The following is a 25,540-nucleotide window of genomic DNA, read 5'->3' as shown; positions in this document are numbered from 1 at the left end:
GTTTATCTGTTACCTTATTTGAAACAATTGTCCGCGAGAAATTGGCTAAATACTTGTACTTTATTCGATAAGTGTTTGCGGTGGCTGTATAAAATGTAGATACCGCCTTTCATTAATTCCCATTCAGGCAGTATTCGAACTAACTCGCCTGATTTAATTTTGTCTTCAACCAAAAACGATAAACATAAACCTATGCCTAAACCTGCTTGAATAAAGCTAGCGACGGCAAGTGTGCTATTGACGCGAACTTTGCCTGACGCGCGTATTGATATTTCTTCTGCACCTTTAGTAAATGGCCAGCTTTGACCACCGCGGAAATTACTATCGACTACTAGTTGGTGGTTTAGAAGTTGTTGTGGGTGCTTAATTAGTGGATGTTGTTGTAAATATTCTGGACTGGCGCAAAGCACTAGTTCCATGTCAGCAAGTTTTTTAGCGATTAAGCTGGAGTCTTGTAATTTTCCTATGCGGATTGCCGCGTCGTAACCTTCTTCAACTATGTCTATGTAGCGATCTGACATGGTTATGTCGAGTTCTATTTCTGGATAGGCTTGTGCAAATTTAACCCAAACTGGCGTTAGGTATTGTTGTGAGAATGCTTCGGCGGGTGCTGCAAGGCGGAGTTTACCTTTTGCTCCAGCATGGTCTGATTTTATTGCTTCGTCGAGTAGTTGGAATTCTTCAAGCAGTGGAAAACATCTTTCGTAATAGGCTTGCCCTTCGGCTGTGGTACTCATTTGTCTGGTTGTTCTGTGCAGTAGGCGTATGCCGAGTTCACTTTCGAGTGATGAGACTGCACGGCTAACCATAACTTTGGAGATCCCGAGTTTTCGGGCAGCAGCGGAAAAGCCACCTTCTTTGACAACAGCACAATAGGCCTGCATACAGTTTAGTTTGTCCATTGTTACCTCTTTTGTTCATTGCTGCTATTTAAATAGTGCATCCTATCTACTTTATTTGCACCTAACTTTAGCGCTAACTGACACTTGCAAAATCGGCTGGAAATCCCGACCAACTCACCAATCGCTGCAAGCCGTCCTTGGGCGCTCGCAAATTGCATCCATGCAAATTGAGGTTGGTTCGTTTGTTCGCAATTCCCATCCTCATCTAGCTTATTTATTGCTGCATAAATGTTGAAGTAAACCCAATCATGTAGCGGTAAAAGTGTTTATCTATGCCTATTTGAACGCTGATTTTCTAAAACTTCACAAGGCAGGGAAGCCTTGTGAGAGCGACCATGGATGGTGTATAGGGTTTTTAGAAAATTATGCTTCAAATGGGCGTACTCGCACCTAACTTTCAGCGATAATAAATTCTTGCCCCTCATCTCATAAGGTAAATGGGGTATTTTTCACAAACGCTAGCCTACAAATAAGTATGGAAAACGATTCGTCCTTGCAGGCAAGTCCTGTCGCCATCCATGGCTCCACCTCATTCAGCTGCGAAGCTGCGCTTCGGTCTTTACTCGCCCCTATTTTGTGAAGTTTTGTTCAAAACACGCCCATCCACCTTATTAGCATTTTTATTGCTGCAAGACGTTTCATGCCTTCTGCTCACCGCAACTCAATCGTTCGACAATGCCTATTTGAACGCTGATTTTCTAAAACTTCACAAGGCAGGGAAGTCTTGTGGGAGCGACCATGGATGGTGTACCGCGTTTTTAGAAAATTATGCTTCAAATGGGCATGTTTGCACCTAACTTTAGCGCTAACACGGGTATGTTGCTACTTAATTGTATCGATATAAGCAACAGTCTAGTTATATAAAGCCATATTGTTAATTTAAGGCGACGGTGCAAAAATAGCAAACAAGCCTTCATAATAGATAACAAGCGCAAAACATGACTAACGCAACGCCATTAAAAAGCATGCAAAATTTTGCATTGCATTATTTACCGCTCATGAAAACACTCGGTGAACAAATACAACAACACAATTCAAACATTTGGCAACAACGTCCCTTTGACGATATGTTTGCCGCGCATACTCAATGGCGAATTTGTTGTAATTTTATATTACGTGGGTTTGCACCTTTACTAAATAAACAATGGCCAGATGACTTTAACAACTTTGAAAATTCAGATGATAGCTGGCAAGGTTTGTTGCAACAGTGGCAAAAGGTTAGTGATTATGTGATGTCGTTGGAGGTTAGTAGGCTAACACGAAAAAATGACGAGGAAGTTTGCACTGATAAAGCAGGTTTTGCGACCGTGAGCTTGCCGCCTGATGCTTTTATCAATCAATATATAATTCCCAACTTTTGTTTTCACTTCAGTATGTTGTATTTAACTGCAAAACAAAATGGAGTGTCAGTTAGCAAAGGGCATTTTGATGGTTATCATAAATACCCAGCCAATTTTTCTTTCGAACAAGAATAAAAACAAGCTTAATAGTATTTTTTACATACCCGTGCGGTAATTTGACACAACAACTCATAAGCAATGGTAGACGAGTGTTCGGCTACGCGTTCAATCGGCAAGTTGTCACCCCACAACTCTACAGTATCCCCAATTTGTTCTTGCGGATTTTCGCCTAAATCAACCGTGATCATATCCATAGAAACGCGGCCAACAACCGGTACAATACGGCCATTTATCCATACGGGTGTACCATTTTTAGCATGGCGTGGGTAACCATCACCATAACCTATGGCAACAACACCAATATGTGTATGTTTATTACTATGCCAAGTTGCGCCGTAACCAACTGAGGTTCGAGGCTCTATCGCTTTAATTGAAATAAGTTTGCTGGTGAGTTGCATCACAGGCAATAAATTATGTTGTTTACCTATTCTGTCTATCAAAGGTGAAACGCCGTATAACATAATACCTGGGCGAATATAGTCGTGGTGGCATTCAGGCAAAGTTAAACTTGCAGCAGAGTTCGCCATTGAACTAGTCAACTGAATACCTAACTTATCAGCGGTAACATGCGCTTGTTGCATGCAATTTTGAAAGTTTTGCATTTGCTGATTTATTGATGGGTGATTCGGTTCATCGGCGCAGGCAAAATGGCTAACAATACAAATTTGTTTGTTGATTTGTGGCAACTTGGCAAGCTGTTCAATCGCACTAGATATCTCGGCTGCAGACAAACCTAAGCGCGTCATACCCGTATCTACTTTCAACCAAACTGTAAGTGCTTTACCACTGCCATTTTCTTTGATGATATCGAGTTGCCATTGCTGATGAATACAAATCACCAAGTCATTTTCTTCTGCATCTATTAGCTCTTGCGCTGAAAAAATACCTTCCAACAAAATAATGGGTAAGGATATGCCAGCTTGGCGCAGTTGCATTGCTTCTTCAATACGTGCAACACCTAAACAATCGGCTGCAGCCATTGCTTGTGCAGTTTCTAGTAGTCCATGTCCGTAGCCGTTCGCTTTGCAAATAGCCATAACTTTCGAATTGGGAGCTGCCTGCTTGGCAATATTTAAATTGTGCGCTAGCGCAGCCAGCTTGATATGTGCAACCGCTGTAGTCATGGCTGTTTAAACTTTTTTACATCTTAGATTGCTGGTTATTATGCAGTGATCTGATAGAAAACGAAAGTAAAAGGGCACACATGCAATATAACTGTCTACAAATTGTCATTTCGCATTCAACAATTGGTCATTAAATCAGCTTAACTTGTCCGACCTGTCATTACTCTACATTACTGCAAATTTGGCAAAAATTATAAGGACAGGTATGAAAATGGTATCTACACGACTCAGCCTAGCTGCACTAGGGCTTGTATCTAGTTTAGCTCAAGCTCAACCGGTATTTTTTGAAGATTTTAACATTGGCTTAGATGGTCAATTTTCAACTTATACTAGTTCAAGCGATAAAAACTGGTTTAACGACACATTTAGCGGCACCAGCACAGCTGCTATGAATGGTTATGGTGGTAACGAAGGAAGTGATGATTGGTTAATTTCACCAATTATTGATCTTTCAACCACAGGTATAAACACTGCTACTTTATCATTTACCTCTCGAGTTCGGTTTGATGGCACTAACTTGAGCGTTAAAGTTTCTAGTGATTTTCAAACTGGAAGTGATCCAGCAACTGCCACTTGGACTGAGTTAAATCCATCTTTACCTCAAGATGGCCAAGGCTCTGGTGGTTCAGGTTTTGAATCATCTGGCGATATTGATTTAGCTGCTTATCTTGGTCAACAAATCACTATAGCTTTCCACTATCAAACATCAGCCGACGCGGATGGTGACAACGGTGCTTGGTACATTGACGATGTATTGGTTGATGTAACAGGTGACAATTTAGCTTTGCCTATGGTGGCAGCTATGACCGCAAGTAAAACTGAATTAAAACTCGCGGCGGACACAGAATTTAAAGCAACCGCGTATAGTGGTGTAGCGCCATATACTTACACTTGGGACTTTGACGATGGTTCAAGTGCAACAGGCGAAGCAGTAACACACCAATTTAATCAAGGTGGTGATTACACTGTTACTGTTGTTATTGAAGATGCCAATGCGCAAACACTCACTTTAACTAAAGATGTTTATGTAGAAGCACCTAATCCATATGTTGTTAAAGCAAAAACATCTGCAGAACATTTACGTGTCGCGACTTTTAACGTCAGTATGGAAGCTGAAAATTATACTTCTACTGACATTGAACTGAATGGCGCACAAATATTAGCGGACGAGTTAGCAGCAGGTGACAATCAACAAATTAAAAACATAGCGCAAATTATTCAGTTAGTTCGCCCAGACGTTGTGTTGTTGAATGAGTTTGACTACATAGCTGATGAAAATAGCGGTGTTGATATGTTTATCAGCCAATATTTGAACATTCCACAGTCAGATAACGCCCAGTCTATTGATTACCCTTATTATTATGTTGCGCCTTCTAATACAGGGATAGATTCAGGTTTTGATTTAAATAACGATGGTAACTTTGCAACGGCAGACGACGCTTACGGGTACGGTCGTTTTGAAGGTCAATACGGCATGTTGTTATTGTCGCGTTATCCAATAGCGCAAGACAAAGTACGCACTTTCCAAAAGTTTTTATGGAAAGACATGCCAAACAACTTAATGCCAGTTGATCCGGCTAACGATAATCAAGCTTGGTATAACCAAGACGAAACTAATTTTTTGCGTTTATCTTCAAAATCTCATTGGGATGTACCAGTAGAAATAAATGGTGAGTTGGTTCATATCTTAGCAAGTCATCCAACTCCGCCAGTTTTTGATGGTGATGAAGACAGAAACGGTCGAAGAAATCATGACGAAATTCGTTTGTGGGCAGATTATATCAATGGTGCTGAATATATCTATGACGACCAAGGAGAGACGGGCGGTTTATACAAAAATACGCGTTTTGTTATAGCGGGTGATTTAAATGCATCAGTTGAAGGTGATGCTTACCCAGGCACTATCGACCAACTTTTATTAAACGACAAAGTGTACGCTGAGTTCGCGCCTGCTTCTAACGGTGGGGTGGCAAACGACAGTGACAATCCTCTTGCACCTTATCACACAGCTTCTTGGCAAATGCGCGCTGATTATGTACTGACTTCTCGCTCAGGGTTAAATGTTCAACAAGGTTCAGTGTTTTGGCCAACTGAAGACCAAGATTTATATCCACTAGTTGAAACTCGCGCAGCTTCGTCAGATCACCGCCTTGTGTGGGTCGATGTCGCAATGACTGACCTAGTTGATGAGCATGAAGATGATAATGACGACGATGATGATTATGAAATTGACGGTGGCGCAACAAACAACCTTTTCTGGTTATTGCTGCTGACACTTGCTGCATTTAGACGTTTAAAACAATAGATTTATTTACACGGAGAACTAACAATGAAAACGCAAAATTTGTTTAAATTAAGCTTGTTGACAGTGGCAACTGCGACAGCATTAACAGCTTGTTCAATTGACTTAGATTTTAACGATGACGATGACAACGATGACCATCATCAACCACAAATGACAGAATTATCTTTTGCTGAAATTGCGGTGCCATTGTCGCTTGATGCACAACAACAAATTCGTGCAAGTGGAGAGGTTGTGGTAAACGGTAAAATTCAGTCTATCGGTTATCGTCGTATTATGGCAACAGCCTATGAAGATGATCAAACAGGTGAAAAATTCGGTTTGTCGAAAGACTACATGGATCAACCAATCACGTTTGAAGACGGTAGTGATTACATCTGTAATGGCACTAATGCTGGTGTCGGTTCGGGCTTAGACTTTAATAGTATCATCGAGAAAAACAACAAATTGTATATGGTGTCGCAATTTGAATGTCAGATCGGTTCTATTTATGTACAAGAGTTGGCGCAAGATGAATATGGTCATTTATCGCCAGTTGCCGGTACTTTAGAGTTTGTTAGCCAAAAAGATGAATTTGGTGGTTGGGTACATTGTGCTGGCCAAACAACACCTTGGCAGTCGCATTTAGGCTCAGAAGAATATGAGCCAAGTGGCTCGTTAACTGTTGGTGATGATGGTAAAACAGGTGACTTTTACTACGATGCAATCGCACCTTACTGGCAAGATGATTTAACTATGGCAAGCCCATATTATTATGGTTGGACGCCAGAAGTTGAAATTAATGCACAAGGTCAAGCTGAATATACTAAACATTACTCAATGGGCCGTTTTGCTCATGAGTTGGCTTATGTAATGCCTGATAATCGCACTGTATACTTATCTGATGACGGTACAAACGGTGGTTTTTACATGTTTGTTGCTGACCAAGCTCAAGATTTATCTTCAGGTACTTTGTATGCTGCTAAATGGATGCAAACTTCTGCGGCGAACTCGGGTGAAGCTGATTTAGAGTGGGTGAGTTTAGGCCATGCAAACAATGCTGAAATTCGTGCTGAAGTTGCGAAAAAACCACACTTAACAGACATTTTTGAGTTTGTTGATGCAGACGACAACGACCAATGTGCAACAGGCTTCACTTCAATAAATACTTCAGCTGGTTTTGAGTGTGTTAAGTTAAAAGACATTAATCAAGATTCTGTGATTGATGCGGCCGACGAGAAAATTGCGTCACGTTTAGAAACTCGTCGTTTTGCAGCTTACAAAGGTGCAACTACAGAATTTCGTAAAGAAGAAGGTATTACTTTTAACGAAAAAGATGGCAAGTTATACCTAGCTATGTCTGAAGTATCACGTGGTATGGAAGATGCTAGTTCAAATGATAAAGGTGGCCCTAATCATATCCGTTTAGATAGAAACTCTTGTGGTGTTGTCTATGAATTAGATGTGATGGCAGATAACTCTGTTAATTCAGAATATGTTGCTAAAAATATCAAAGGCTTAGTTGCCGGTGTGCCGTTTAGTTATGCAGCAGGAGACGTTTACGAAGGTAACTCTTGTGATGTTAACTCAATTGCCTCACCTGATAACGTAAGTTATTTAGCTGAATCAAACACTTTAATTATTGGTGAAGATACCAGTAATCATGTGAACAACATGATTTGGTCGTATGACTTAGATACAGGTAAGTTAACCCGTATTTATACTTCTCCTTTAGAAGCAGAAACCACTTCGCCATTCTGGTACAAAGATATCAATGGTTTTGGTTATTTAACTGCGGTTGCTCAGCATCCTGAAGGTCGTGAAAGCGATATGGAATCTGAAATTGGTTATGTTGGTCCATTCCGTTTTAATCTTGAAATGGATAAATAATTTAACCTAAAAAATAAGACCTGATTTGCGCATTCGCAAATCAGGTCTTTTTTACTTTCTATTCTGCCTAGCCTGTAGCCAGCTTAAAACCAATAACCCGTAAGCGCAGTATGTTCGCTGGAAATTTTCACAACAGATAGTTCATCGGTTAATTGCTCAAGGCTGACAAAAGCAAGCTGTTGACCTGTTTCGCATGAGTCAGTTAACTTGGTTAACAAGTTGCTATTTGTTGCAAGTTGTCCGCTAATTTGGCAGTTGTTATATTCAGCAGATATTTGCCCTGACGCCGCGATATCCAACACAAGTTTTTGCGTTTGATATATGCCTTGATATGTACCTGTTAGTTCAGCATTTGTGATAGCTGGTGATGAATCCAACATAGTTAGGATTGTTGCTTCATCTGTATTTGAAGCAGTATCAAAGCTACAGCTAAATGCAGATGGACTAGCACCAAGGCCGCAGTTAATTTTGTCAGCAAACATCAGCATTTCATCATCCGATGTAAAACTGGCTTGGTAGCTTGTTGTTTCGTCTCTATCGTTATTTGTAATTAACAAAGCGCCTTGTTTGTCAATAACCAAAGTATAGGTTTGAGCTTGCAATTGTTGGTTACTAAATACACTTTGATAGATACCTTTATTGCTGCGCAAAAATTTGGCTTGAGTATCATCATCACTGTCAGAATTAATGCTGATGTCACAACCGGTTAAATTGAGCACTGCTAACGCTGCCGCACCAGCCAGTATACGCGTGGATATATTTCTCATTGCTAAAGCCACCTTATTAATCCACTAAACCATTTAACTGCATGCGAGTCCAAGCGGTTTTACTTTGTGTTGCTTGTACATTTGCTTCAATGGTACTTATGGTAATGTAACCTTCTGCTATTGCGTTGCCTTCACTATTAGCGTTTTCATCATCAACTAGTGGGGTAGAGCGCTCAATTGATACACCCGCTTTACCTGCATATTGGCTTTGTGCCATTTGCATCGCGCTCGCCATATCTTGTGCATAACCTGCAGCTAAAATACCTTGTGCTACATAACCCATTACCACTTGATCTGCGGATAAATCGCCAGCAAATTTCACATCTATACCACCAGCATTCCAGCCGACTTGGGTGAATTTATAACCTTTAACATTGGCCATATCCGCCGGAGTATTTACATTTAAGCCAGTAAATTTAGGCAATAAAGGTTGACCCGCTTGTTGGTTGGCCACTAGTTCAGCAACAATTTCTACCACAGCGTCAGCCACTGCATTTACGTCAGCGTCCGTTTCAGTTGAAGTATCTGCACTAACTGCAATTGCCGGCAAACCACGGGCGATACTGACATTTGCTGCACCCAAAGTACCTGAGTTATTGGTCATATAACCTAGGTTGTTGCCTTCGTTTGGCCCAGAAATCACTAAGTCAGGGGCTGCATTCCAAGTTTGTTGCGCAAGCACATCAATACCATACAAAGCGGCCATAACAGGTGTGCCTTCAACAAAATCTTCAAATTTGACCGTTTCGTCAGTGTCACCAACACAGACTTTGCCGTCAGCAATTTGTGATGTATCCACATTAACCGCTTTTAAGAAATGAATTGCCCCACCTTTACCACTTTGGCCAGTACAAGGTGCAGACATGATAACGTTATGCCCAGCTGCTTTTAATTTATCAAACAAGGTTTGAATATTTTTGGTATGCCAGCTGTCATCATTGGTGACTAAAATATTTAACGCATGGCTTGAAGTTGAAATACAGCCAGCAGCTAATAAAGCTAAAGTAGTTAACGATTTTTTCATTGTTGTTTTCTCCTGAATAAAAGTTGAGAAAACTGTAGAAAAAATAAAGGTCAGTTATGTGAAAAAGATATCTCTAAACTTTTAGAGTTATCTTTTCAGCCGGCAGTTTAAGCCAGTATTGGTAACGTGCGGTGCGACCATCACGGCGGCTGTCGAATAAATAATTTTCTGCCAAATCACCAAGCTGTTGGGTTAGTTCTTCTTTTATTTTATTGCGGTTTTGGTCGAGAGTTTTTCCTTTTAAACCATTTTCTAATAAGTCGTTAATGGCTTTTTTATGGCCGCCGTATTGCTGCATCAACTCGGCTAAATATTGACCTTGTTCTCTATCTGGTTTGTTTATCGCAGGGTTGATATAAGCGCCTAAATTGTCTTTTTGTTTTTGCGCGTACCAATAATAATAAATCAGTGGGGTGATCTTGAGTTGGCAGGATATTCCGTGAATTGTAACTTGGCTGTTGGTTAAATCTATTGTTAATTCGTCTGTCGCTGTGGCTATGTTTAGCGCCTGTTTAACACAAATGTTTTTACTCAGCGCGAGTTGCAGCCAGCTAAATTGCTCAGGTTTTAACTGCGTATTGAGCAAGTGTTCAAGCAGCCAAGTTCGTTCGTTAACTGAATTTTGTGCCATTATCCATTGGCATTGTTGCTGAGTCGCGACACTGCTGGCGCTGAGTTTATTAGCGATAACTTTAGCTTGAGACTTGTTAAAACCAATTGTTTGCAGGCGGTTACGCCAAGTGATTAGTTTTTGTTTGCGTGCATTTGGAAAAGCGGCCACAAGCAAATTTAACGATAAACACACCAACAGGGTAAACAGCAATAAGCTCAACCAGCTTACTTGATAAGCTAAATCGAACCGAGTTTTTATCCGTTGTTCGGCCAAGTTGGTAACCACAGCTAAGTTAAACCAACTTGATGCTGAATCTTCCAACAACACACTGCTGGCTTGTTTAATAGATACCTGACGAATGACAGACGAAAATATCGGATGGGTAAAAGTAAAAGCTTTGCTGTTGTTGAGCTGTTGCTCCAAATTAATTAATAAGTCAGGTGTAACTAAAGTTGTATTGCTGAGCAAGTAAGATTGATGGATAGCAGCCGTGACTTGCTGATGAACAGACCAATAGCTGCGCACAACACTTAATAAAAACAGCAGTGATCCGACGGCTAAAAACTGCCAAATAACTCGGCGATTGAAGTGCATAACGTGACCTTAAGATTTGTTGTGGCTAATTTGTAGCGACTGCATGTAGTGGTTTACTTGTTTAGTTAGCAAACCGTGCAGTTTAGCGTCAACTTGATTACTGACATACCAATTACCCATAGGACGGTTTTGCGCCAACACAGCTTGCTGGGTTGATGGCCAGTCTTGTAAAGCACTGACTAAACTAATGGACGGAATTACATCTAGTTGTTGGTTCAAGAACTTCTGCACTAAGCTTTGATAGTTAGCGCAATAGACAATTTGTGATTCATCCACATTCAGTTGGCGTAGTTGAGTTAAAGGCAATTGGTAAGTGGATAAACTTGCAGGATCGTCAATTAAACCTATTTTTTTCTGCGCGAAAAAAGTTTTGTCCAAGCTCGCAATTGGACTGTGGCTATACCAATGTATGTCGTAAGTGGGCAATTCAACCAGAGGTTGGTAAATGGATTGATAATCGGGTGCTAAACCTTGCAGGCGATAGTCGCGTAACCAAATTAAATCATAAGCTTGGGTTAAAATAGTTTCACTGCCAATGAATTTTCTCGGTTGCCAATTAATAGTGACTTGGTGGTAGTGCTTGCTGATTTCTGTGTTGTTGCACAAACTTTCAGCCAATTGTTGGCTGTGGTAATTGGTTGGAATATATAAATTAAAACTCGCGTTGCTTTGGTTATTATTGGTTAGGCAAGTGTGCTGACTTAAGCTTAATTGTAAAGTTTGCTGCGGCTGGTGGAGGGTGAAAAACCAGATACTTAGCGCAGCCACTAAACCAATAAAAATGAGTTTGCTGGTAGATATGTACAGATGTTCAGACATGATTTTGTTATTGCTTTGTTCTGCGCAGGCTTAATCTCAAAACCCTTATGTTATTGCAATTTTATGACGCTTGTGTGACTGAGGCTTATTAAGCTGTGTTCATAAATCCGTAAATATTCTTGGTTAAATTGCGATTTTATTTGCTAACTGACTATTTGGACGAAATTAATGAACACGCAACAGATTTTGATGTTAATGATTGTTGCCTGTTTGACTGGCTGCTCAGGTAAACAATCAGAACTAGAACAAGCCCTAGCCAAACAAACTTATACCCGAACCAATGTTATGTATAACGAAGCTGCGTATGTACCAGCACAATGTTATACCAAAACTCAAGACGAGCAGGGCAAATCATATAATTCCTGTTATGCCTGCCATGCTAATGGTAAAAGACCCAACTTTATCAACGGAACTGACCTACAGTTAGAATACGGTTTTACCGCGGCTTATTTACAAACCAATAGATGGAAAAATCTATTTCGAGACTTTTCTGCACATACCCAATCGTTAACCGATGAATCCATTTTAGCTTATGTACGTCAGTCCAATTATTTTGCGCAAAATGGCGAAATTATCTTAGCGGACAAATTAAAAAATCCACCGAAAAAATGGGATGCAAACAACAACGGCAAATGGGATGGTTTTGTGCCGGATGCGTATTTTAACTTTGACCAAAACGGCTTCGACCAAACACCGGATGGCCAATTTAACGGTTGGCGAGTTTTTGCTTATGCGCCTTTCCCCGGTGCTTTTATGCCAACCAATGGCGCAACTGACGATGTTATGCTGCGTTTACCTCAAGTGTTTCGACAAAATAACCAAGGTCAGTTAGATATGCAGGTTTACCAAATTAATTTGGCAATTGTTGAAGCGCTTATTCAAGAAAAAGACATCAGCATTCCTGTTACTGATGAGCAGCTTTATCAAGTAGATTTAGACAAAAACGGTGAGTTGGCGAGCGCACAAAAAATTACGTACAAATGGGCCCCGAAACAGAATGAATATATGTACTTTGTTGGCAAAGCGGGTGAAGTACAAAAACAAGGTGAGCTGAAAGTTGCTGCGGGTTTATTCCCGGTTGGCACTGAGTTTTTGCACACAGTACGCTATTTAGATTTAAATCAACAGCAGCAAGTACAGATGTCTGCGCGGATTAAAGAAGTGCGTTATAGCAAAAAAGTCAGTTGGAATAATTATGCTCAGCTGCAAAATGCCGCTTTAAGCGAAATTAAAGAAAAACACGATTTCCCTGAGCGTTTACGCACATTTAAAGGGGATAGTGAAACTGGTTTGTACACAGGCATGGGCTGGAAATACCAAGCTTTTATTGAAGACAAACAAGGTGATTTGCGCCCACAAACCTATGAAGAAACAGTGTTTTGTATGGGCTGTCATTCAGGCATTAGCGCTACTACCGACTTAAACTTTTCGTTTGCGCGAAAATTTAATAATCAGCAATTTAAAAACGGTTGGTATCACTGGCGCGAAAAATCGATAGCCGGCACAACTGAAACTAAAATGGCTGATGGCCGAGCTGAGTTTCAAACCTATTTAACCAACAACCCTTGGGGTGATGAGTTTAGAACCAACCAAGAGGTATTTAATAAGTTTTACAACCCAGATACAACAGCAAAACCTGCGATGTTTGACGCGCTAAAACATGATCTCGGCATTTTAATGTTACCCAGTGCTGAGCGCGCATTAGCATTGAATAAAGCGTATCAAGCGATAGTGGCTGAACAAAGTTATATATGGGGGCGCACCCCTTTATTAGCGCCAACGAATAATGTACATGAGTTTGTTGAAAGCGGCACACCGACCGGCTTGCAGGTAATTTTGAAGTGATTTCGAGACGTTCCAAAGTTAGCAGTTAAGGGCAGATGTGTTGTGCATATCTGCCCTTTAATGTAGGTGTAATGGTTATTGGCAGTTATGAGCTAGAAGCAGAACTTGCCCCCGAATTTAGCGGAACAACGGCTCCCATACTCAAAGCAGACACTTAAAGACTCAAATTATTTCTCTCATTGTTTTGAACAAGGTATCAGCTTTCTGGGAATGATAGGTATTAACAATATGATTTTATTTGTTTTTTATAACAAGGAGTATACTTAACGACCTTATATTTGGCTCGCTTTGACGATTGGTTTGGTGCCTGTCCTAAAAATATTATTGCATTTTAGTTAATCAAGGCTTAAGTTTATGAAATTATTAATTTAAAACTTATTGGAATGGCGTTGTTAGACTCAACATTGAAAAGTCCTATGCGCACTTTTGATGATTAAGCTGTTAGATTTTTTGAGAGAAAGTAATGGATATTCTTAATAATGCATGGGTTGTTGGAATAGGTGGTGGGCTCTTAAGTGGTTTGCTAGTAACACTGATTACGCGATACATTTTTTCGAAGAAAGATGACAAGGAATATATTCAAAAACTCGCTACCGTAAACAAAGAGGTAGTTTATGCTTTACGGCCTGGTATATCCGAAGGACATATTCCTGATGAGGAGGTTCTTTCCTCTCTCATCAATGCGACAGCTAGAAAGTATAAAGTGGCGCGAGATGATGTATTTAGGCCAAAGCAAATTGCGGAAGAGTTAATCAAAGAAATAATGGATTCAAGTTTTATTTCATCAGAGACTAAAAAGAATTATTGCGAAACGTTAGCGCACTTAATAGTAGCAAAAGAAGAAATAAAAACATCAATTGACTCAAAGTCAGTCGAAGAGATCGAGCGAAAAATATCGGAGTCGGACTATAGGAGTAGATTGGTTTCAAGAATGAGTGCAATTTTAGGCTTGACGGCCGCAATGGGGACAATGTTCGTTACCTTGTTTAAAGATCTTGTTAGCAGCTCCAGTGGAAGCGTCTCGAAGGTATTTGATATCGCGGCACCAGGATTTACTGTTATTTTTGCGACAATGGTAGCAATGATGGCAATGGTATTGGCTATGAAGCTAAAGACTCTTAAAGACGACAAGTCAGAAGCCGAGAATGAAAAATCTAACAAATAGATCCAGCGGACTCGCTATCGCTCACGTGCAGAGCTAGGCGTAATATGCCCTAATTAACCAATGGTGGTTTATCATCTAGATGAATAAAAAATCAAAACTTGAAAAGTATGTCGAGCTATTCAATAGAAAAATAGCTTCCTATTTGTCAAATCACATTTCGATTAAAACCATTGTCCATCCTGTCGTGGGCGAAGGGGCCGTTTTTGAACTTCTTCTTAATCCTGATAACGATCAAAGTGTAACCTTTAAACCTCCTCAAAAAACTGTTGGATATGTGCTTACAAGTATTCCTCAAAAGCTGTTTGAGGGCAATCCTGAGCGAGTCAAGTTCCAAGGTACAAGTTTGTACCTTGAAAACAATCGAATAGTTGTTATTAAAGGGGGCGATTCAGCAAATGAGTGGACTGGTCCAGCTATTCTCAATGATGTAGAAAGAGTCTTATCTACATCTCAGGGGGCTAAATAGTGTCTCCGAAAACACCATTAAACGTTGATGAAATCCATAAACTTGCAGAATCAATTAAGACAATTGAAAATTTTGCTGAAAACCGTAACTTTAATAGTTCTCTTTTTAATGTATCTCTAAGCTCTGGAAAGCCTCAGACTCCAGATAAAAGTGAAAAGATAAAGCCTAATTTCAATATCATGCTGATCTGCTCCTTTTTGGTAATGTTTATATCACTTGGCATTTACCTATTCGTTGAGTTATCAACCAAGCAACAAACATTTTCACTTGTTGTTACTATTTTAGCAGCAGGCTTTGCAATACTGGGTACCCATTTGAAATATAAAAATGCAGGTGCAACTGCAATCATAGGTTTTTGTTTAGTAGCAATTATCACAATTGGCTATGAAATTTTTACTCCTAAAGAAGTTGCAGAAAAAGCAGAGAAGATGTTGCCGGGCAAATAGCAATCGCTTTAAGGGTGGGCGCAAAAAGCTTGTCTGCACGCATTCTTCGCGTATTATTGCCAAGCTTCATTGCACCCGATATAGCGGCGGTAGCTTTAAATTTAATCCGAGAGTTACTATTGAATAAAATATCTATTTCCAATATCTGTTTAGTTATTATTTCTTGTTTTCTTTTAATTAAAACGTCTGAAGCCCCTTATTGGTTCGGATATTCTATTGGGATATTGGATAATTTCTCTCATGGAAACTTGGAAGTGTTTTCAGTTGCGGCTTCGGTTCTTGCCGCTTATATATTTTATGCGGTGAATATATTAATTCCTAACTATGTTAATAGGAAAAAATCCTTAAGCATTATTGATGCTCAGTTAACCCAAGTAGTCTATCGTTGTATGTGTTTGCTATATATTTACAACGAATGTTCCAAGTACTTATCTGAGCAAACAATGAAAAAATTATACAAAATATTAGCTTATGATCTAAGTAATAAAATAAGTCTAATTGATGCACTTTCTGAAAACTTAACAATCGATGAAAGAGGAGCGCTAAACAAGATAAGGGCCTTAAAAGATAAATTTTTTATGAGTGACCGAAACTTAGATGTTTCTGCAAAAAAAATTAATGATGCCGCTGTTTATTTAGTTAATTCTATCAAGTTACCGTCTGCCCATTGTAAAGATGAGGATTGGTTTCAAATTAAAGATGAGAGTATTTCTTTTATTCAGGATACTAGTACGTTTAAACAATTTTTAGTGGAGTTAATGCAACTCAATGAAAGCGAAGCATCAAAATTGCCTGATGTTAAAGGATTTCAAGAGTCGCTCATAAAAGACGCTATAAAGAACCTTTCAAGTCATAGGGAAGCTAAAAGCTAACAAGGCAATGAAATCGGATTCATAACGGTTTGCTCGGTTCCGCTTCGCTTCACATTTTAGCAAACTGTCACTCACCGCTTATTGCGGCGTTAAACGTGTGTTTCCCTATTTTATGTCGGCGAAAGCCAGTTAGCCGACGTTAACTATCCTAGAGCTTAGCTTCCGCTCCTGGCACTTAGCTTACAACCACCTTCGTTAAATTAAAAATCGCATTTAACTATCTGCTCAGTTCAGGTATTAAGCGCGATTTTGTTCGCTCGTTACAACCAATAAAATCCCACCCAATAGCATGGCTGATGCTAATAAAAATTCGAGTGTGAGTGTTTCATTCGCAAATATTATCCCGCCAATAGCGGCGATTACTGGCACTAATAATTGTAAGACTGCTGCGTTAGTCGCGGTTAAATTTTTTAATGCTGCATACCAAATAGCATAACCAATAGCCGATGTAACAGCACCAGAGGTTATTGCTAAAATTAAGCCTGTTGAACTGATATTAATTGAATCATGCGCAAATAAGTAAACCAAAATAGTCAGCAAACTAATTAAAGGTAAGGTTTTGATAAAGTTGTTGGCGGTGTCGATTAACGGATTATTAGCGCCTTTTCCAAGTAGGGTATAAGCTGCCCACGCAATACCTGATATCGTCATTAAAATAAAACCTATTAACGACGGGCTGGTTAAGTTTGGCGAGACTAAATAAGCAAAACCTGCCACAGCCAATAAAAAGCCCACAACAGCTGTTTTGTTTAAACGTTCTCCCGAGTATATGGCGTATAACAACATGCTTATTTGCACTGCTGCAAACAGGATTAATGCACCTGTGCCAGTATCTAGTTGTATATACGCAAATGAAAAAGTGGTCGCATAGATAAAGAGACATATCGCAGGTAACCAAGTGGTCTTTTGATAAAGGCTACCAGAACTTGATGTATTGCCACCTTGTTTGTTGTGCCCCGCAATGAATACTAATAAGTACAATACAATAACCCCAGACAATAAACGAACAACAGTAAAGCTTGTTGCGTCTATCAATGGTTCAGCTAACGCGAGTCGACATAAAACTGAATTACCCGCAAAAGCGAATAGTGCTAATGTAGTTAAGCAAAATGTTCTCAAATATTGGCCTGCTATTTATTGCGACATTTGGTTGTTTATTTTGCGGATAAACAGCCAGTGTTGGATCCAAAGTAAGATGGCTACTAGCCCTGCCAATGCGCCAATTTCATTCGGAATCAAAGAAATTACTTGCGCTAAACACCAACCTAGGCCGCTAACTAAACCAAATGATTTTACATCGGCCAATTTTTGATTGTACGCCGCTTCTGCTTGTATCGATTTCGAGACATTGTAAATAATAAAAAAGTCTTCAATAAAATTGTAGGGTAGGGCAAACATCCACCAAACACTATTTGCTTTGGCTGCTCGGGACTTTGGTGAAATTAAATTTAAACACTTAATTAAATCTTTGGCGTAACAAAACACAAGAGCCAGAAATAAAACTGCACTGATTATGGCTGGGTAAATACCGAGCATTTGTATTTCTTGTAAAAGCCCTGAGGGCTGTGAATCGGCAATAAACGGATAAACAAAGCCATACGCAATTGGTAGCGTCAGTAATATTTTTAATATTGTCAGCATGTCTTAAAGCTCAAACACTGGCGAACCGTGCATAATGCTTTGCTAAGTGGCTTTTCCATGTTTGCTCTGCTTATTGTGTAGTGATAATCGAAAACTACAGCTAATTCTTAATTAAATCAATAAGATCTATAGTTTGATGCAGAGGAGGTCTTAGAAAATGGTTAAGAAATATAGGGAAGTATAACTTCCCTATTTGGAATTTTGATTAGTTACTTTCGATTTGCAAAATCACTGACACCTTTATCAGTACGCTCAACTGGTTTGATTGTACCGTCATCGTTGAAGTACAAGTATTCGGCTGCGCTGTGTCTTTGTCGGCCACATTCAGAGTTTATGTCTAACCATCTATGGTAAAACAAAATCCATTGGCCTTGGTATTCAACAATTGAGTGGTGATTATTACTTTGGTGCTCTTGCTGCATAAATTCGCCTTTGTACTCCCAAGGGCCAATAGGCGATTTTGCCATGTAGTAGGTTAATACTCGGTTGTTTTCTGGCATGGTGTAATAATAATATTCACCACGTTTAAATACCCAAGGGCCTTCCATTTTAGGTTCATAACCACCCATATCCATTTTTATAAAATCACCTTGGGTGCTACGCATATCGTCGGCCATTTTTATCACGTAATAATCATGCTTGGTTGCGTGCACATATAAATAGGCTTGGCCGTCGTCATCTATAAATAAACTTGGGTCGTTGGCATAGGGGCTTTTCCAAAGTGGCCCACCTATCATATCTTTAAAAGGGCCGGTTGGTGAGTCACTTTCGGCAATGCCTATGCCCATCCATTTAGTGCTTTTTTCTGGGTTTACTCTGTCTTTATGGCCATTGCCAGCAGGGAAGACTAAATAATATTTGCCATTTTTATAAGCTGCATCTGGTGCCCAAGCATAGTTGTCCGCCCAAGTTAAATCGTCCACTGTTAGTAGTGGGCCATGTTTTTGCCAATTAACTAAATCGGTTGAAGAGAATGCATACCAGTCTTTCATCCAAAAATCTTCTTGGCATTCAAGATCATGCGAGGTGTAAACATACATTTTGCCATCTTGCCACACGTGGGCTGATGGATCTGCGGTGCGGATATCGCCACCAAAGTTGAGTGGATTACCAACAGGAGTCCCTTTACTACAGGCGGCAATAGTGCAAACCATTAGGCTGGTTCCAGCTAGTTTTAGAATTTTATTCATTATATTTTGACCTTTGTTATCCAGAGTTCTGGCTAAGTACTTAATTGACTTTGAGCTTTGTTATTATTTTTGACTGCTACCGGTGGCATTTTTATTTAATTTGCTCAAACTGTCTATGTAAAAATATAGCGTAAAAGGTATGAAATTTGTTATTTATCTAACCATCAACAAATACATAATTATTTTTGCCTTGATGTTTTACTCGATACATAGCTTGATCTGCCTGCACAAGCAAAGTACTTAAGTTATCACCATGATTAGGATAAAAGGCTATGCCTAAACTAACGCCCAACTTTGCCTGCGACTCGGCTAATTGATAGGGGCGTGAAACAATTGAAATTATCTTTGAAGCTAGATTTTCAGCTTCTTGTTGGTTGTGCAGATTAGCTTGCAATATAACAAATTCATCACCACCAATACGGGCAACTAAGTCGGATTCTCGAAGTTCACTCGATAGTCTATCTGCAACTTCGCGCAATACCTTGTCACCAGTTGCGTGGCCATAATTGTCGTTGATGCTTTTAAAGCCATCTAAGTCGGCAAATATAATTGCGAGTTGGCTATTGTTGCGCTTTGCTTGTGCCAGCAAGGCTGCACCTTTTTCTTCAAATAAACGCAAGTTGGGCAGTTGCGTTAAAGCATCGTAATGCGCCATTTTTTGTAATTGCGCTTTAGCTTTGTCTGCTTCATCAATTGCTGCATGTAAATCTGTGACATCATATTCTGCAACTAATAATAAAAAGTCACCGGTTAATGGATGACGGGTTTTACGGATATCTAATGTATGTTTGCGCACACCCAAAGCTGTGTTCATTTCATGTGTCCAGCGCCCACCATTTTGCTCTATCGCAAGTTGTAAACACTCAGAGCCGGCTTGTATATCGACAAAGCGTTTTTCGAACACATTATATTTATCACTTGCAGTTAATTCGTGCGGGTAAGCTTCGGTTGCAGCGGGGTTTTCGGTAACCACTGTGCCATCAAATTGAAAACTTGTTACCAAAACCTTGGTATAGCGGGTGGCTTCTACTAATAACAAATTTTCTGGTGATTCACCTAAATCTACAGTTTCGTTTATATAGGCAATTATGGCTCTGTGTTTGTTGGGGCCAACTAAACAAGCACGGTGGCGCATATATAAAGTTTTAGGTTTGCCGTTAGGGTAGGTGGTCCAAGGGTCAATCGTTAACCCTTGCACATTGGCAAGTTCAAAAGTTTGTACGGTACGGTCGCGTGCACCTTGGGTATCACCGGATAAATCTTTATTGATAAGCTGTTCTAACGATTCCAGTCCCCAAAACTTGAGTGCAGCTTGGTTACCCCACCACCAGCCGTGTTTGTCTACATCAAAAATCCATACAACATCGGGTATTAATTCATATAGTTTTAATTCTTCTAGTGTTTTTATATGTGGCAGGTGAGCGTATTTTTCTGACATCTAATAAAACTTCCGCAAGTTACTGCTAAGCGATAAGGGGCAAGTAAATTGCCTGAAACGGATAGTAAAACCAATCTGCTAGTTATGGTCAAGCCACTATATGAGTAATGGTTATTTATTTTGGCCGTTTAGACGTCTAGACGTAAATAATTTGACAATTTGCCATTTTCCAGCAACAATTTGTCCCTTATTTATGTTATTCAGGAGCTGTGACATGCCGATCAAAATTCCAGATCTGTTACCCGCGCTTAAGGTGTTAACTGAAGAAAACATCTTTGTAATGTCGGATAGCCGCGCAATGAGCCAAGACATTCGTCCGCTTGAAATTGCGATCCTGAATTTAATGCCAAATAAAATTGAAACTGAAGTTCAGTTGATGCGTTTATTGGCAAATACACCTTTGCAAGTCAATATCGATCTTTTACGCATTGATATGCATGTATCAAAAAACACGCCTGAATCACATATGTCAAACTTCTATCATTTGTTTGATGATGTGAAACATAGCAAAAATTATGATGGTTTAATTGTTACCGGTGCGCCGCTTGGTCTGATTGATTACACAGACGTTAAGTACTGGGACAAGATGACTGAAATTATGGACTGGGCTAAAAAACATGTGCAATCAACCATTTATTTGTGTTGGGCTGCACATGCGGCGCTTTATCATCAACATGGTTTAGACAGAGGTTTGCGCGAGCAGAAATTGTCGGGTGTATATAAACACAAAACAATTGACCCGCTTGAGCCACTTACTCAAGGTTTTGATGATTTCTTTTTAATGCCACATTCACGTTATGCTGAAGTACCTTTGGCTGAGTTAGAAGCGCATCCAGATTTAAATGTGCTAGCAACTTGTGAAGAGGGCGGTGCATTTTTAATTGCCAGTAAAGACAGACGAAGTGTGTTTATTACCGGCCATGCAGAGTATAATGCCACCACTTTAGCAGACGAATATTGGCGCGATGTAAACAATGGTTTAGATCCAGCCGTTCCTGAGCATTATTTTCCGGATGATAATCCAGATAACTTGCCGGCGAATATGTGGCGCAGCCATGGTAACTTGTTGTATTGCAATTGGTTAAACCATTATGTGTACCAAGCGACCCCTTTCGATTTGTCGCAATTATCTGTGTAACAGCACAATTTAATTAAACCAACAGCGCTGACAATTATGTTGCAGCGCTTTTGTTGTATTTATAGGTTGGTAATTTTTAGCTAACCACAAAAAGTATTTAGAAGGTTTTTCAATGATTAAGCAAAGTGAAGTCGAACAAACAATTCAAACTTTACTCAAACAGCGTATTTTAGTGTTAGACGGCGGTATGGGAACTATGATCCAAAACCGCAAACTCACTGAAGAAGATTATCGAGGTGAGCGTTTTGCTGATTGGCCAAGCGATTTAAAAGGTAATAACGATTTATTGTCGTTAACTCAACCGCAGATCATCGCTGATATTCACGCTGAGTATTTAGCCGCTGGTGCTGACATTATTGAAACCAATACTTTTAATGCAACTACGCATTCAATGGCTGATTATGATATGCAGTCGTTAGCGTGAAATTAATCTTGAATCAATGTGATTATGATATGCAGTCGTTAGCGCGTGAAATTAATCTTGGCAAAACTTGCGAAAAAAGTTGCGGATGAATTCACGGCTAAAAATCCTGAAAAACCAAGGTTTGTTGCAGGTGTTTTAGGCCCAACTAGTAAAACAGCTTCTATTTCACCTGACGTAAATGACCCAGGTTTTCGTAACGTCTCTTTCGACCAATTAGTTGAAGCTTATGTTGAATCAACTGAAGCTTTGATGGAAGGCGGTGCAGACTTCATCTTAATTGAAACCATATTCGATACGCTTAATGCAAAAGCCGCAGGTTTTGCAGTGTTACGTGCATTTGAAAATAAAGGTTATCGTTTGCCAATTATGATTTCAGGCACCATTACTGATGCGTCTGGTCGTACTTTATCTGGTCAAACTACCGAAGGTTTTTACAACTCGCTACGTCATTTAAACCCTATTTCTATTGGTTTGAACTGTGCTTTAGGTCCTGCAGAATTGCGCCAATATGTTGAAGAATTAGCGCGTGTATCTGATTTCGCTGTGTCTGTGCATCCAAATGCTGGTTTGCCAAATGCCTTTGGTGAATACGATTTAGAGCCAGAAGATATGGCAGTGCATATTAAAGAGTGGGCTGAATCTGGCTTCTTTAATATTGTTGGTGGTTGTTGTGGTACAACACCTGGCCATATTGCCGCTATGGCAGAAGTGGTTGAAAGCATAGCGCCACGTGAAATTAAACCACGCGAAATTGCCTGTCGTTTATCTGGCTTAGAGCCGCTAACAATTGACAAAGCTTCATTATTTGTCAACGTAGGTGAGCGTACTAACGTAACAGGTTCTGCGCGTTTTAAACGTTTAATTAAAGAAGATAAATTCGACGAAGCACTAGAAGTGGCTCGTCAACAAGTTGAAAACGGTGCGCAAATTATCGATATCAATATGGACGAAGGTATGTTGGATTCACAAGCTGCTATGGTGCGCTTTTTGAATCTAATTGCCTCTGAGCCAGATATCGCCCGTGTACCTATTATGATTGACTCGTCTAAATGGGAAATTTTAGAAGCGGGTTTAAAATGTATTCAAGGTAAAGGCATAGTTAACTCTATCAGCTTAAAAGAAGGTGAAGAGAACTTTATCAAACAAGCTCAGCTGATCCGTGATTATGGCGCGGCTGTTATTGTAATGGCGTTTGACGAAGTGGGTCAGGCGGATACTCGTGAGCGCAAATATGAAATTTGTAAACGCTCGTACGAAGTCTTGGTAGATAAAGTTGGTTTCCCAGCTGAAGATATTATTTTCGACCCGAATATTTTTGCCGTTGCGACAGGTATCGACGAGCACAACAACTATGCTGTTGATTTTATTGAAGCTTGTAAAGACATTAAAGACAACTTACCACATGCAATGATCTCAGGTGGTGTGTCGAACGTTTCTTTCTCATTCCGTGGTAACGATCCTGTACGTGAAGCGATTCATGCAGTGTTCTTGTATTACGCAATTAAAAACGGCATGACCATGGGTATTGTAAATGCTGGTCAGTTGGCCATTTATGATGATATCCCTACAGAATTAAAAGATGCAGTTGAAGATGTAGTACTCAACCGTAACGACAACGCGACTGAAGCATTATTAGAACTGGCTGAAAAATTCCGTGGTAGCGGTGAAAAAGCAGCCGATCCTGCAGCGCAAGAATGGCGCTCTTGGCCGGTTAAAAAGCGTTTAGAATATGCGCTTGTTAAAGGTATTACTGATTTTATTGAAGAAGATACAGAAGCTGCACGCCAAGAAGCTGAACGCCCATTACATGTAATTGAAGGTCCATTAATGGACGGCATGAATGTAGTAGGTGACTTGTTTGGTGAAGGTAAAATGTTCTTACCTCAAGTCGTTAAATCAGCGCGTGTTATGAAACGTGCAGTAGCATATTTAGAACCTTATATCGAACAAGAAAAAGCTGCTGGCTCGTCTAACGGCAAAATTTTGTTAGCGACGGTTAAAGGTGACGTGCATGACATAGGTAAAAACATTGTCGGTGTGGTGCTGCAATGTAATAACTATGAAATAGTTGACCTTGGCGTTATGGTGCCTGCAGATAAAATTTTACAAACCGCGATTGATGAAAAATGTGACATTATCGGTTTGTCTGGTTTGATCACCCCATCATTAGATGAAATGGTGCATGTTGCCAAAGAAATGCAGCGTCGTGGTTTTAAAGTTCCATTATTAATTGGTGGCGCAACAACTTCAAAAGCACATACAGCGGTGAAAATTGAGCAACAATATGAAAACCCTGTTGTTTATGTACCAAATGCATCGCGCAGTGTATCTGTTGCATCAAGCTTATTAAGTGATGAATTACGTCCAAACTTTGTCGCACGTTTGCAAGAAGAATACGTACGTGTGCGTGAACAACATGCAAACCGTGGCCCACGCAGTGAGTTAGTGAGTTTTGATGAAGCACGCCAAAACCCATTCCCACTGAGTTTCGACAACTACACGCCAGTTAAACCTAAACAATTAGGTGTAACTGAGTTGCAAGATGTGTCAGTTGCTGAGCTGAGAAAATACATCGACTGGACACCATTCTTTTTAACTTGGCAGCTAACTGGTAAATATCCACTTATCTTAAAACATGAAGTAGTGGGCGAAGAAGCCACTAAGTTATTTAACGATGCCAATGCGATTTTAGATATTATCGAACAAGAGCAAAAAATTACTGCTAAAGGTGTATTTGGTTTATTTGCTGCTGCGCGTGAAGACGATGATTTAGTCGTTTTCACAGATGATAGCCGCAGTGAAGAGTTAACCCGTTTACACCATTTGCGTCAGCAATCGAAGAAAAAACAAGGTAACTACAACCGTTGTTTAAGTGATTATGTTGCAGGCAAAGAAACTGGTATTAACGATTATATCGGTGCATTTGCGGTAACTGCTGGTTTTGGTGCGGATGAGTGGGCTGAAACTTTCCTAGCTGATCATGACGATTACAACAGCATTATGGTTAAAGCTGTTGCTGACCGTTTAGCTGAAGCTTTTGCCGAGTATTTACACGAGCGTATCCGTAAAGATTATTGGGGATATGCAGCGGATGAAAACTTATCTAACGAAGAACTAATTCGCGAAAAATACCAAGGTATACGCCCAGCGCCAGGTTATGCTGCTTGCCCTGAGCATACTGAGAAAAAACGTTTATGGGATTTATTAGACGTTGAAAGCCGCATCGGTATGACATTAACTGAAAGCTGTGCCATGTGGCCAGGTGCATCAGTAAGCGGTTGGTATTTCGCTCACCCAGACTGTAAATATTTTGCAGTAGGTAAAATTCAAAAAGACCAAGTTGAAAGTTATGCAGAGCGTACCGGCATGACAGTGACAGAAGCGGAAAAATGGTTAATGCCAAATTTGGATTATGATCCTGATGCTTAAGTAACACCTTAA

At 39.9% G+C, this 25,540-nt stretch carries 19 protein-coding genes and 1 pseudogene; 10 read left to right on the top strand and 10 right to left on the bottom strand.

Translation table 11 applies throughout. The features are described 5' to 3' along the window. Positions 1-14: 14 nt before the first annotated feature. Positions 15-902, bottom strand: a complete 888-nt coding sequence (locus ACMZOO_RS03190) for a LysR family transcriptional regulator (protein WP_440905353.1) — start codon at positions 900-902, stop codon at positions 15-17. 938 nt (positions 903-1,840) lie between these two features. On the opposite strand from ACMZOO_RS03190, the gene ACMZOO_RS03185 reads away from it, so the two are divergent. Next, the gene (locus ACMZOO_RS03185) at positions 1,841-2,377 is read left to right on the top strand and encodes a DUF1993 family protein (protein ID WP_440905352.1); all 537 of its coding nucleotides are present in this window, start codon (positions 1,841-1,843) and stop codon (positions 2,375-2,377) included. A gap of 8 nt (positions 2,378-2,385) precedes the next feature. Here ACMZOO_RS03185 and alr read toward each other — a convergent pair whose 3' ends face one another. Continuing rightward, entirely contained in the window at positions 2,386-3,486 is a 1,101-nt protein-coding gene (alr, locus tag ACMZOO_RS03180; protein WP_440905351.1) for an alanine racemase, read from the bottom strand. Between the two features lie 205 nt (positions 3,487-3,691). On the opposite strand from alr, the gene ACMZOO_RS03175 reads away from it, so the two are divergent. Both ACMZOO_RS03175 and ACMZOO_RS03170 read left to right on the top strand, forming a co-directional pair. After that, the gene (locus ACMZOO_RS03175) at positions 3,692-5,791 is read left to right on the top strand and encodes an endonuclease/exonuclease/phosphatase family protein (RefSeq protein ID WP_440905350.1); all 2,100 of its coding nucleotides are present in this window, start codon (positions 3,692-3,694) and stop codon (positions 5,789-5,791) included. Positions 5,792-5,815: 24 nt separating this feature from the next. Further along, a complete protein-coding gene (locus ACMZOO_RS03170; RefSeq protein ID WP_440905349.1) occupies positions 5,816-7,657 on the top strand; it encodes a PhoX family protein in 1,842 nt (613 codons plus the stop codon). An 83-nt stretch (positions 7,658-7,740) separates the two neighbouring features. Here ACMZOO_RS03170 and ACMZOO_RS03165 read toward each other — a convergent pair whose 3' ends face one another. The 4 genes from ACMZOO_RS03165 to ACMZOO_RS03150 form a co-directional block, all read right to left on the bottom strand. Further along, a complete protein-coding gene (locus ACMZOO_RS03165) occupies positions 7,741-8,424 on the bottom strand; it encodes a hypothetical protein (RefSeq protein ID WP_440905348.1) in 684 nt (227 codons plus the stop codon). Between the two features lie 16 nt (positions 8,425-8,440). After that, the gene (locus ACMZOO_RS03160; RefSeq protein WP_440905347.1) at positions 8,441-9,448 is read right to left on the bottom strand and encodes a 5'/3'-nucleotidase SurE; all 1,008 of its coding nucleotides are present in this window, start codon (positions 9,446-9,448) and stop codon (positions 8,441-8,443) included. A gap of 73 nt (positions 9,449-9,521) precedes the next feature. Beyond that, entirely contained in the window at positions 9,522-10,655 is a 1,134-nt protein-coding gene (locus tag ACMZOO_RS03155; RefSeq protein WP_440905346.1) for a hypothetical protein, read from the bottom strand. 9 nt (positions 10,656-10,664) lie between these two features. Next, entirely contained in the window at positions 10,665-11,474 is an 810-nt protein-coding gene (locus tag ACMZOO_RS03150; RefSeq protein WP_440905345.1) for a hypothetical protein, read from the bottom strand. A 168-nt stretch (positions 11,475-11,642) separates the two neighbouring features. Between ACMZOO_RS03150 and ACMZOO_RS03145 the strand changes: the two genes are divergently transcribed. From ACMZOO_RS03145 to ACMZOO_RS03125, 5 genes are all read left to right on the top strand, one after another. Further along, a complete protein-coding gene (locus tag ACMZOO_RS03145) occupies positions 11,643-13,319 on the top strand; it encodes a hypothetical protein (RefSeq protein WP_440905344.1) in 1,677 nt (558 codons plus the stop codon). Positions 13,320-13,782: 463 nt separating this feature from the next. Further along, positions 13,783-14,484 carry a hypothetical protein gene (locus ACMZOO_RS03140; RefSeq protein WP_440905343.1) on the top strand — a complete coding sequence of 234 codons (702 nt, stop codon included), beginning with the start codon at positions 13,783-13,785 and terminating at the stop codon, positions 14,482-14,484. A 79-nt stretch (positions 14,485-14,563) separates the two neighbouring features. Next, a complete protein-coding gene (locus ACMZOO_RS03135) occupies positions 14,564-14,950 on the top strand; it encodes a hypothetical protein (protein WP_440905342.1) in 387 nt (128 codons plus the stop codon). Continuing rightward, on the top strand, positions 14,950-15,396 hold the full coding sequence (locus ACMZOO_RS03130) for a hypothetical protein (protein ID WP_440905341.1): 447 nt from the start codon (positions 14,950-14,952) through the stop codon (positions 15,394-15,396). The genes ACMZOO_RS03135 and ACMZOO_RS03130 overlap by 1 nt, the downstream gene beginning before the upstream one ends. 29 nt (positions 15,397-15,425) lie before the next feature. Then, positions 15,426-16,268 carry a hypothetical protein gene (locus ACMZOO_RS03125; protein WP_440905340.1) on the top strand — a complete coding sequence of 281 codons (843 nt, stop codon included), beginning with the start codon at positions 15,426-15,428 and terminating at the stop codon, positions 16,266-16,268. Between the two features lie 237 nt (positions 16,269-16,505). Here ACMZOO_RS03125 and ACMZOO_RS03120 read toward each other — a convergent pair whose 3' ends face one another. From ACMZOO_RS03120 to ACMZOO_RS03105, 4 genes are all read right to left on the bottom strand, one after another. Then, on the bottom strand, positions 16,506-17,387 hold the full coding sequence (locus ACMZOO_RS03120) for a DMT family transporter (protein WP_440905339.1): 882 nt from the start codon (positions 17,385-17,387) through the stop codon (positions 16,506-16,508). 15 nt (positions 17,388-17,402) lie between these two features. Continuing rightward, positions 17,403-17,909: a hypothetical protein gene (locus ACMZOO_RS03115; RefSeq protein WP_440905338.1), complete on the bottom strand. Its 507-nt coding sequence runs from the start codon at positions 17,907-17,909 to the stop codon at positions 17,403-17,405. A gap of 209 nt (positions 17,910-18,118) precedes the next feature. Beyond that, entirely contained in the window at positions 18,119-19,099 is a 981-nt protein-coding gene (locus tag ACMZOO_RS03110; protein ID WP_440905337.1) for a family 43 glycosylhydrolase, read from the bottom strand. Between the two features lie 157 nt (positions 19,100-19,256). Then, positions 19,257-20,537, bottom strand: a complete 1,281-nt coding sequence (locus tag ACMZOO_RS03105) for a diguanylate cyclase domain-containing protein (RefSeq protein WP_440905336.1) — start codon at positions 20,535-20,537, stop codon at positions 19,257-19,259. A gap of 214 nt (positions 20,538-20,751) precedes the next feature. Between ACMZOO_RS03105 and metA the strand changes: the two genes are divergently transcribed. Both metA and metH read left to right on the top strand, forming a co-directional pair. After that, a complete protein-coding gene (gene metA / locus ACMZOO_RS03100; protein WP_440905335.1) occupies positions 20,752-21,675 on the top strand; it encodes a homoserine O-succinyltransferase MetA in 924 nt (307 codons plus the stop codon). Positions 21,676-21,787: 112 nt separating this feature from the next. After that, positions 21,788-25,528, top strand: a pseudogene (metH, locus tag ACMZOO_RS03095) (methionine synthase). Positions 25,529-25,540: the final 12 nt, after the last annotated feature.

Origin of the sequence: Catenovulum sp. SX2 (genome assembly GCF_052056295.1) — a bacterium.
Lineage (GTDB): Bacteria > Pseudomonadota > Gammaproteobacteria > Enterobacterales > Alteromonadaceae > Catenovulum.
The sequence above is the reverse complement of the archived record's forward strand: the minus strand, read 5'-3'. Positions and strand labels throughout refer to the sequence as shown.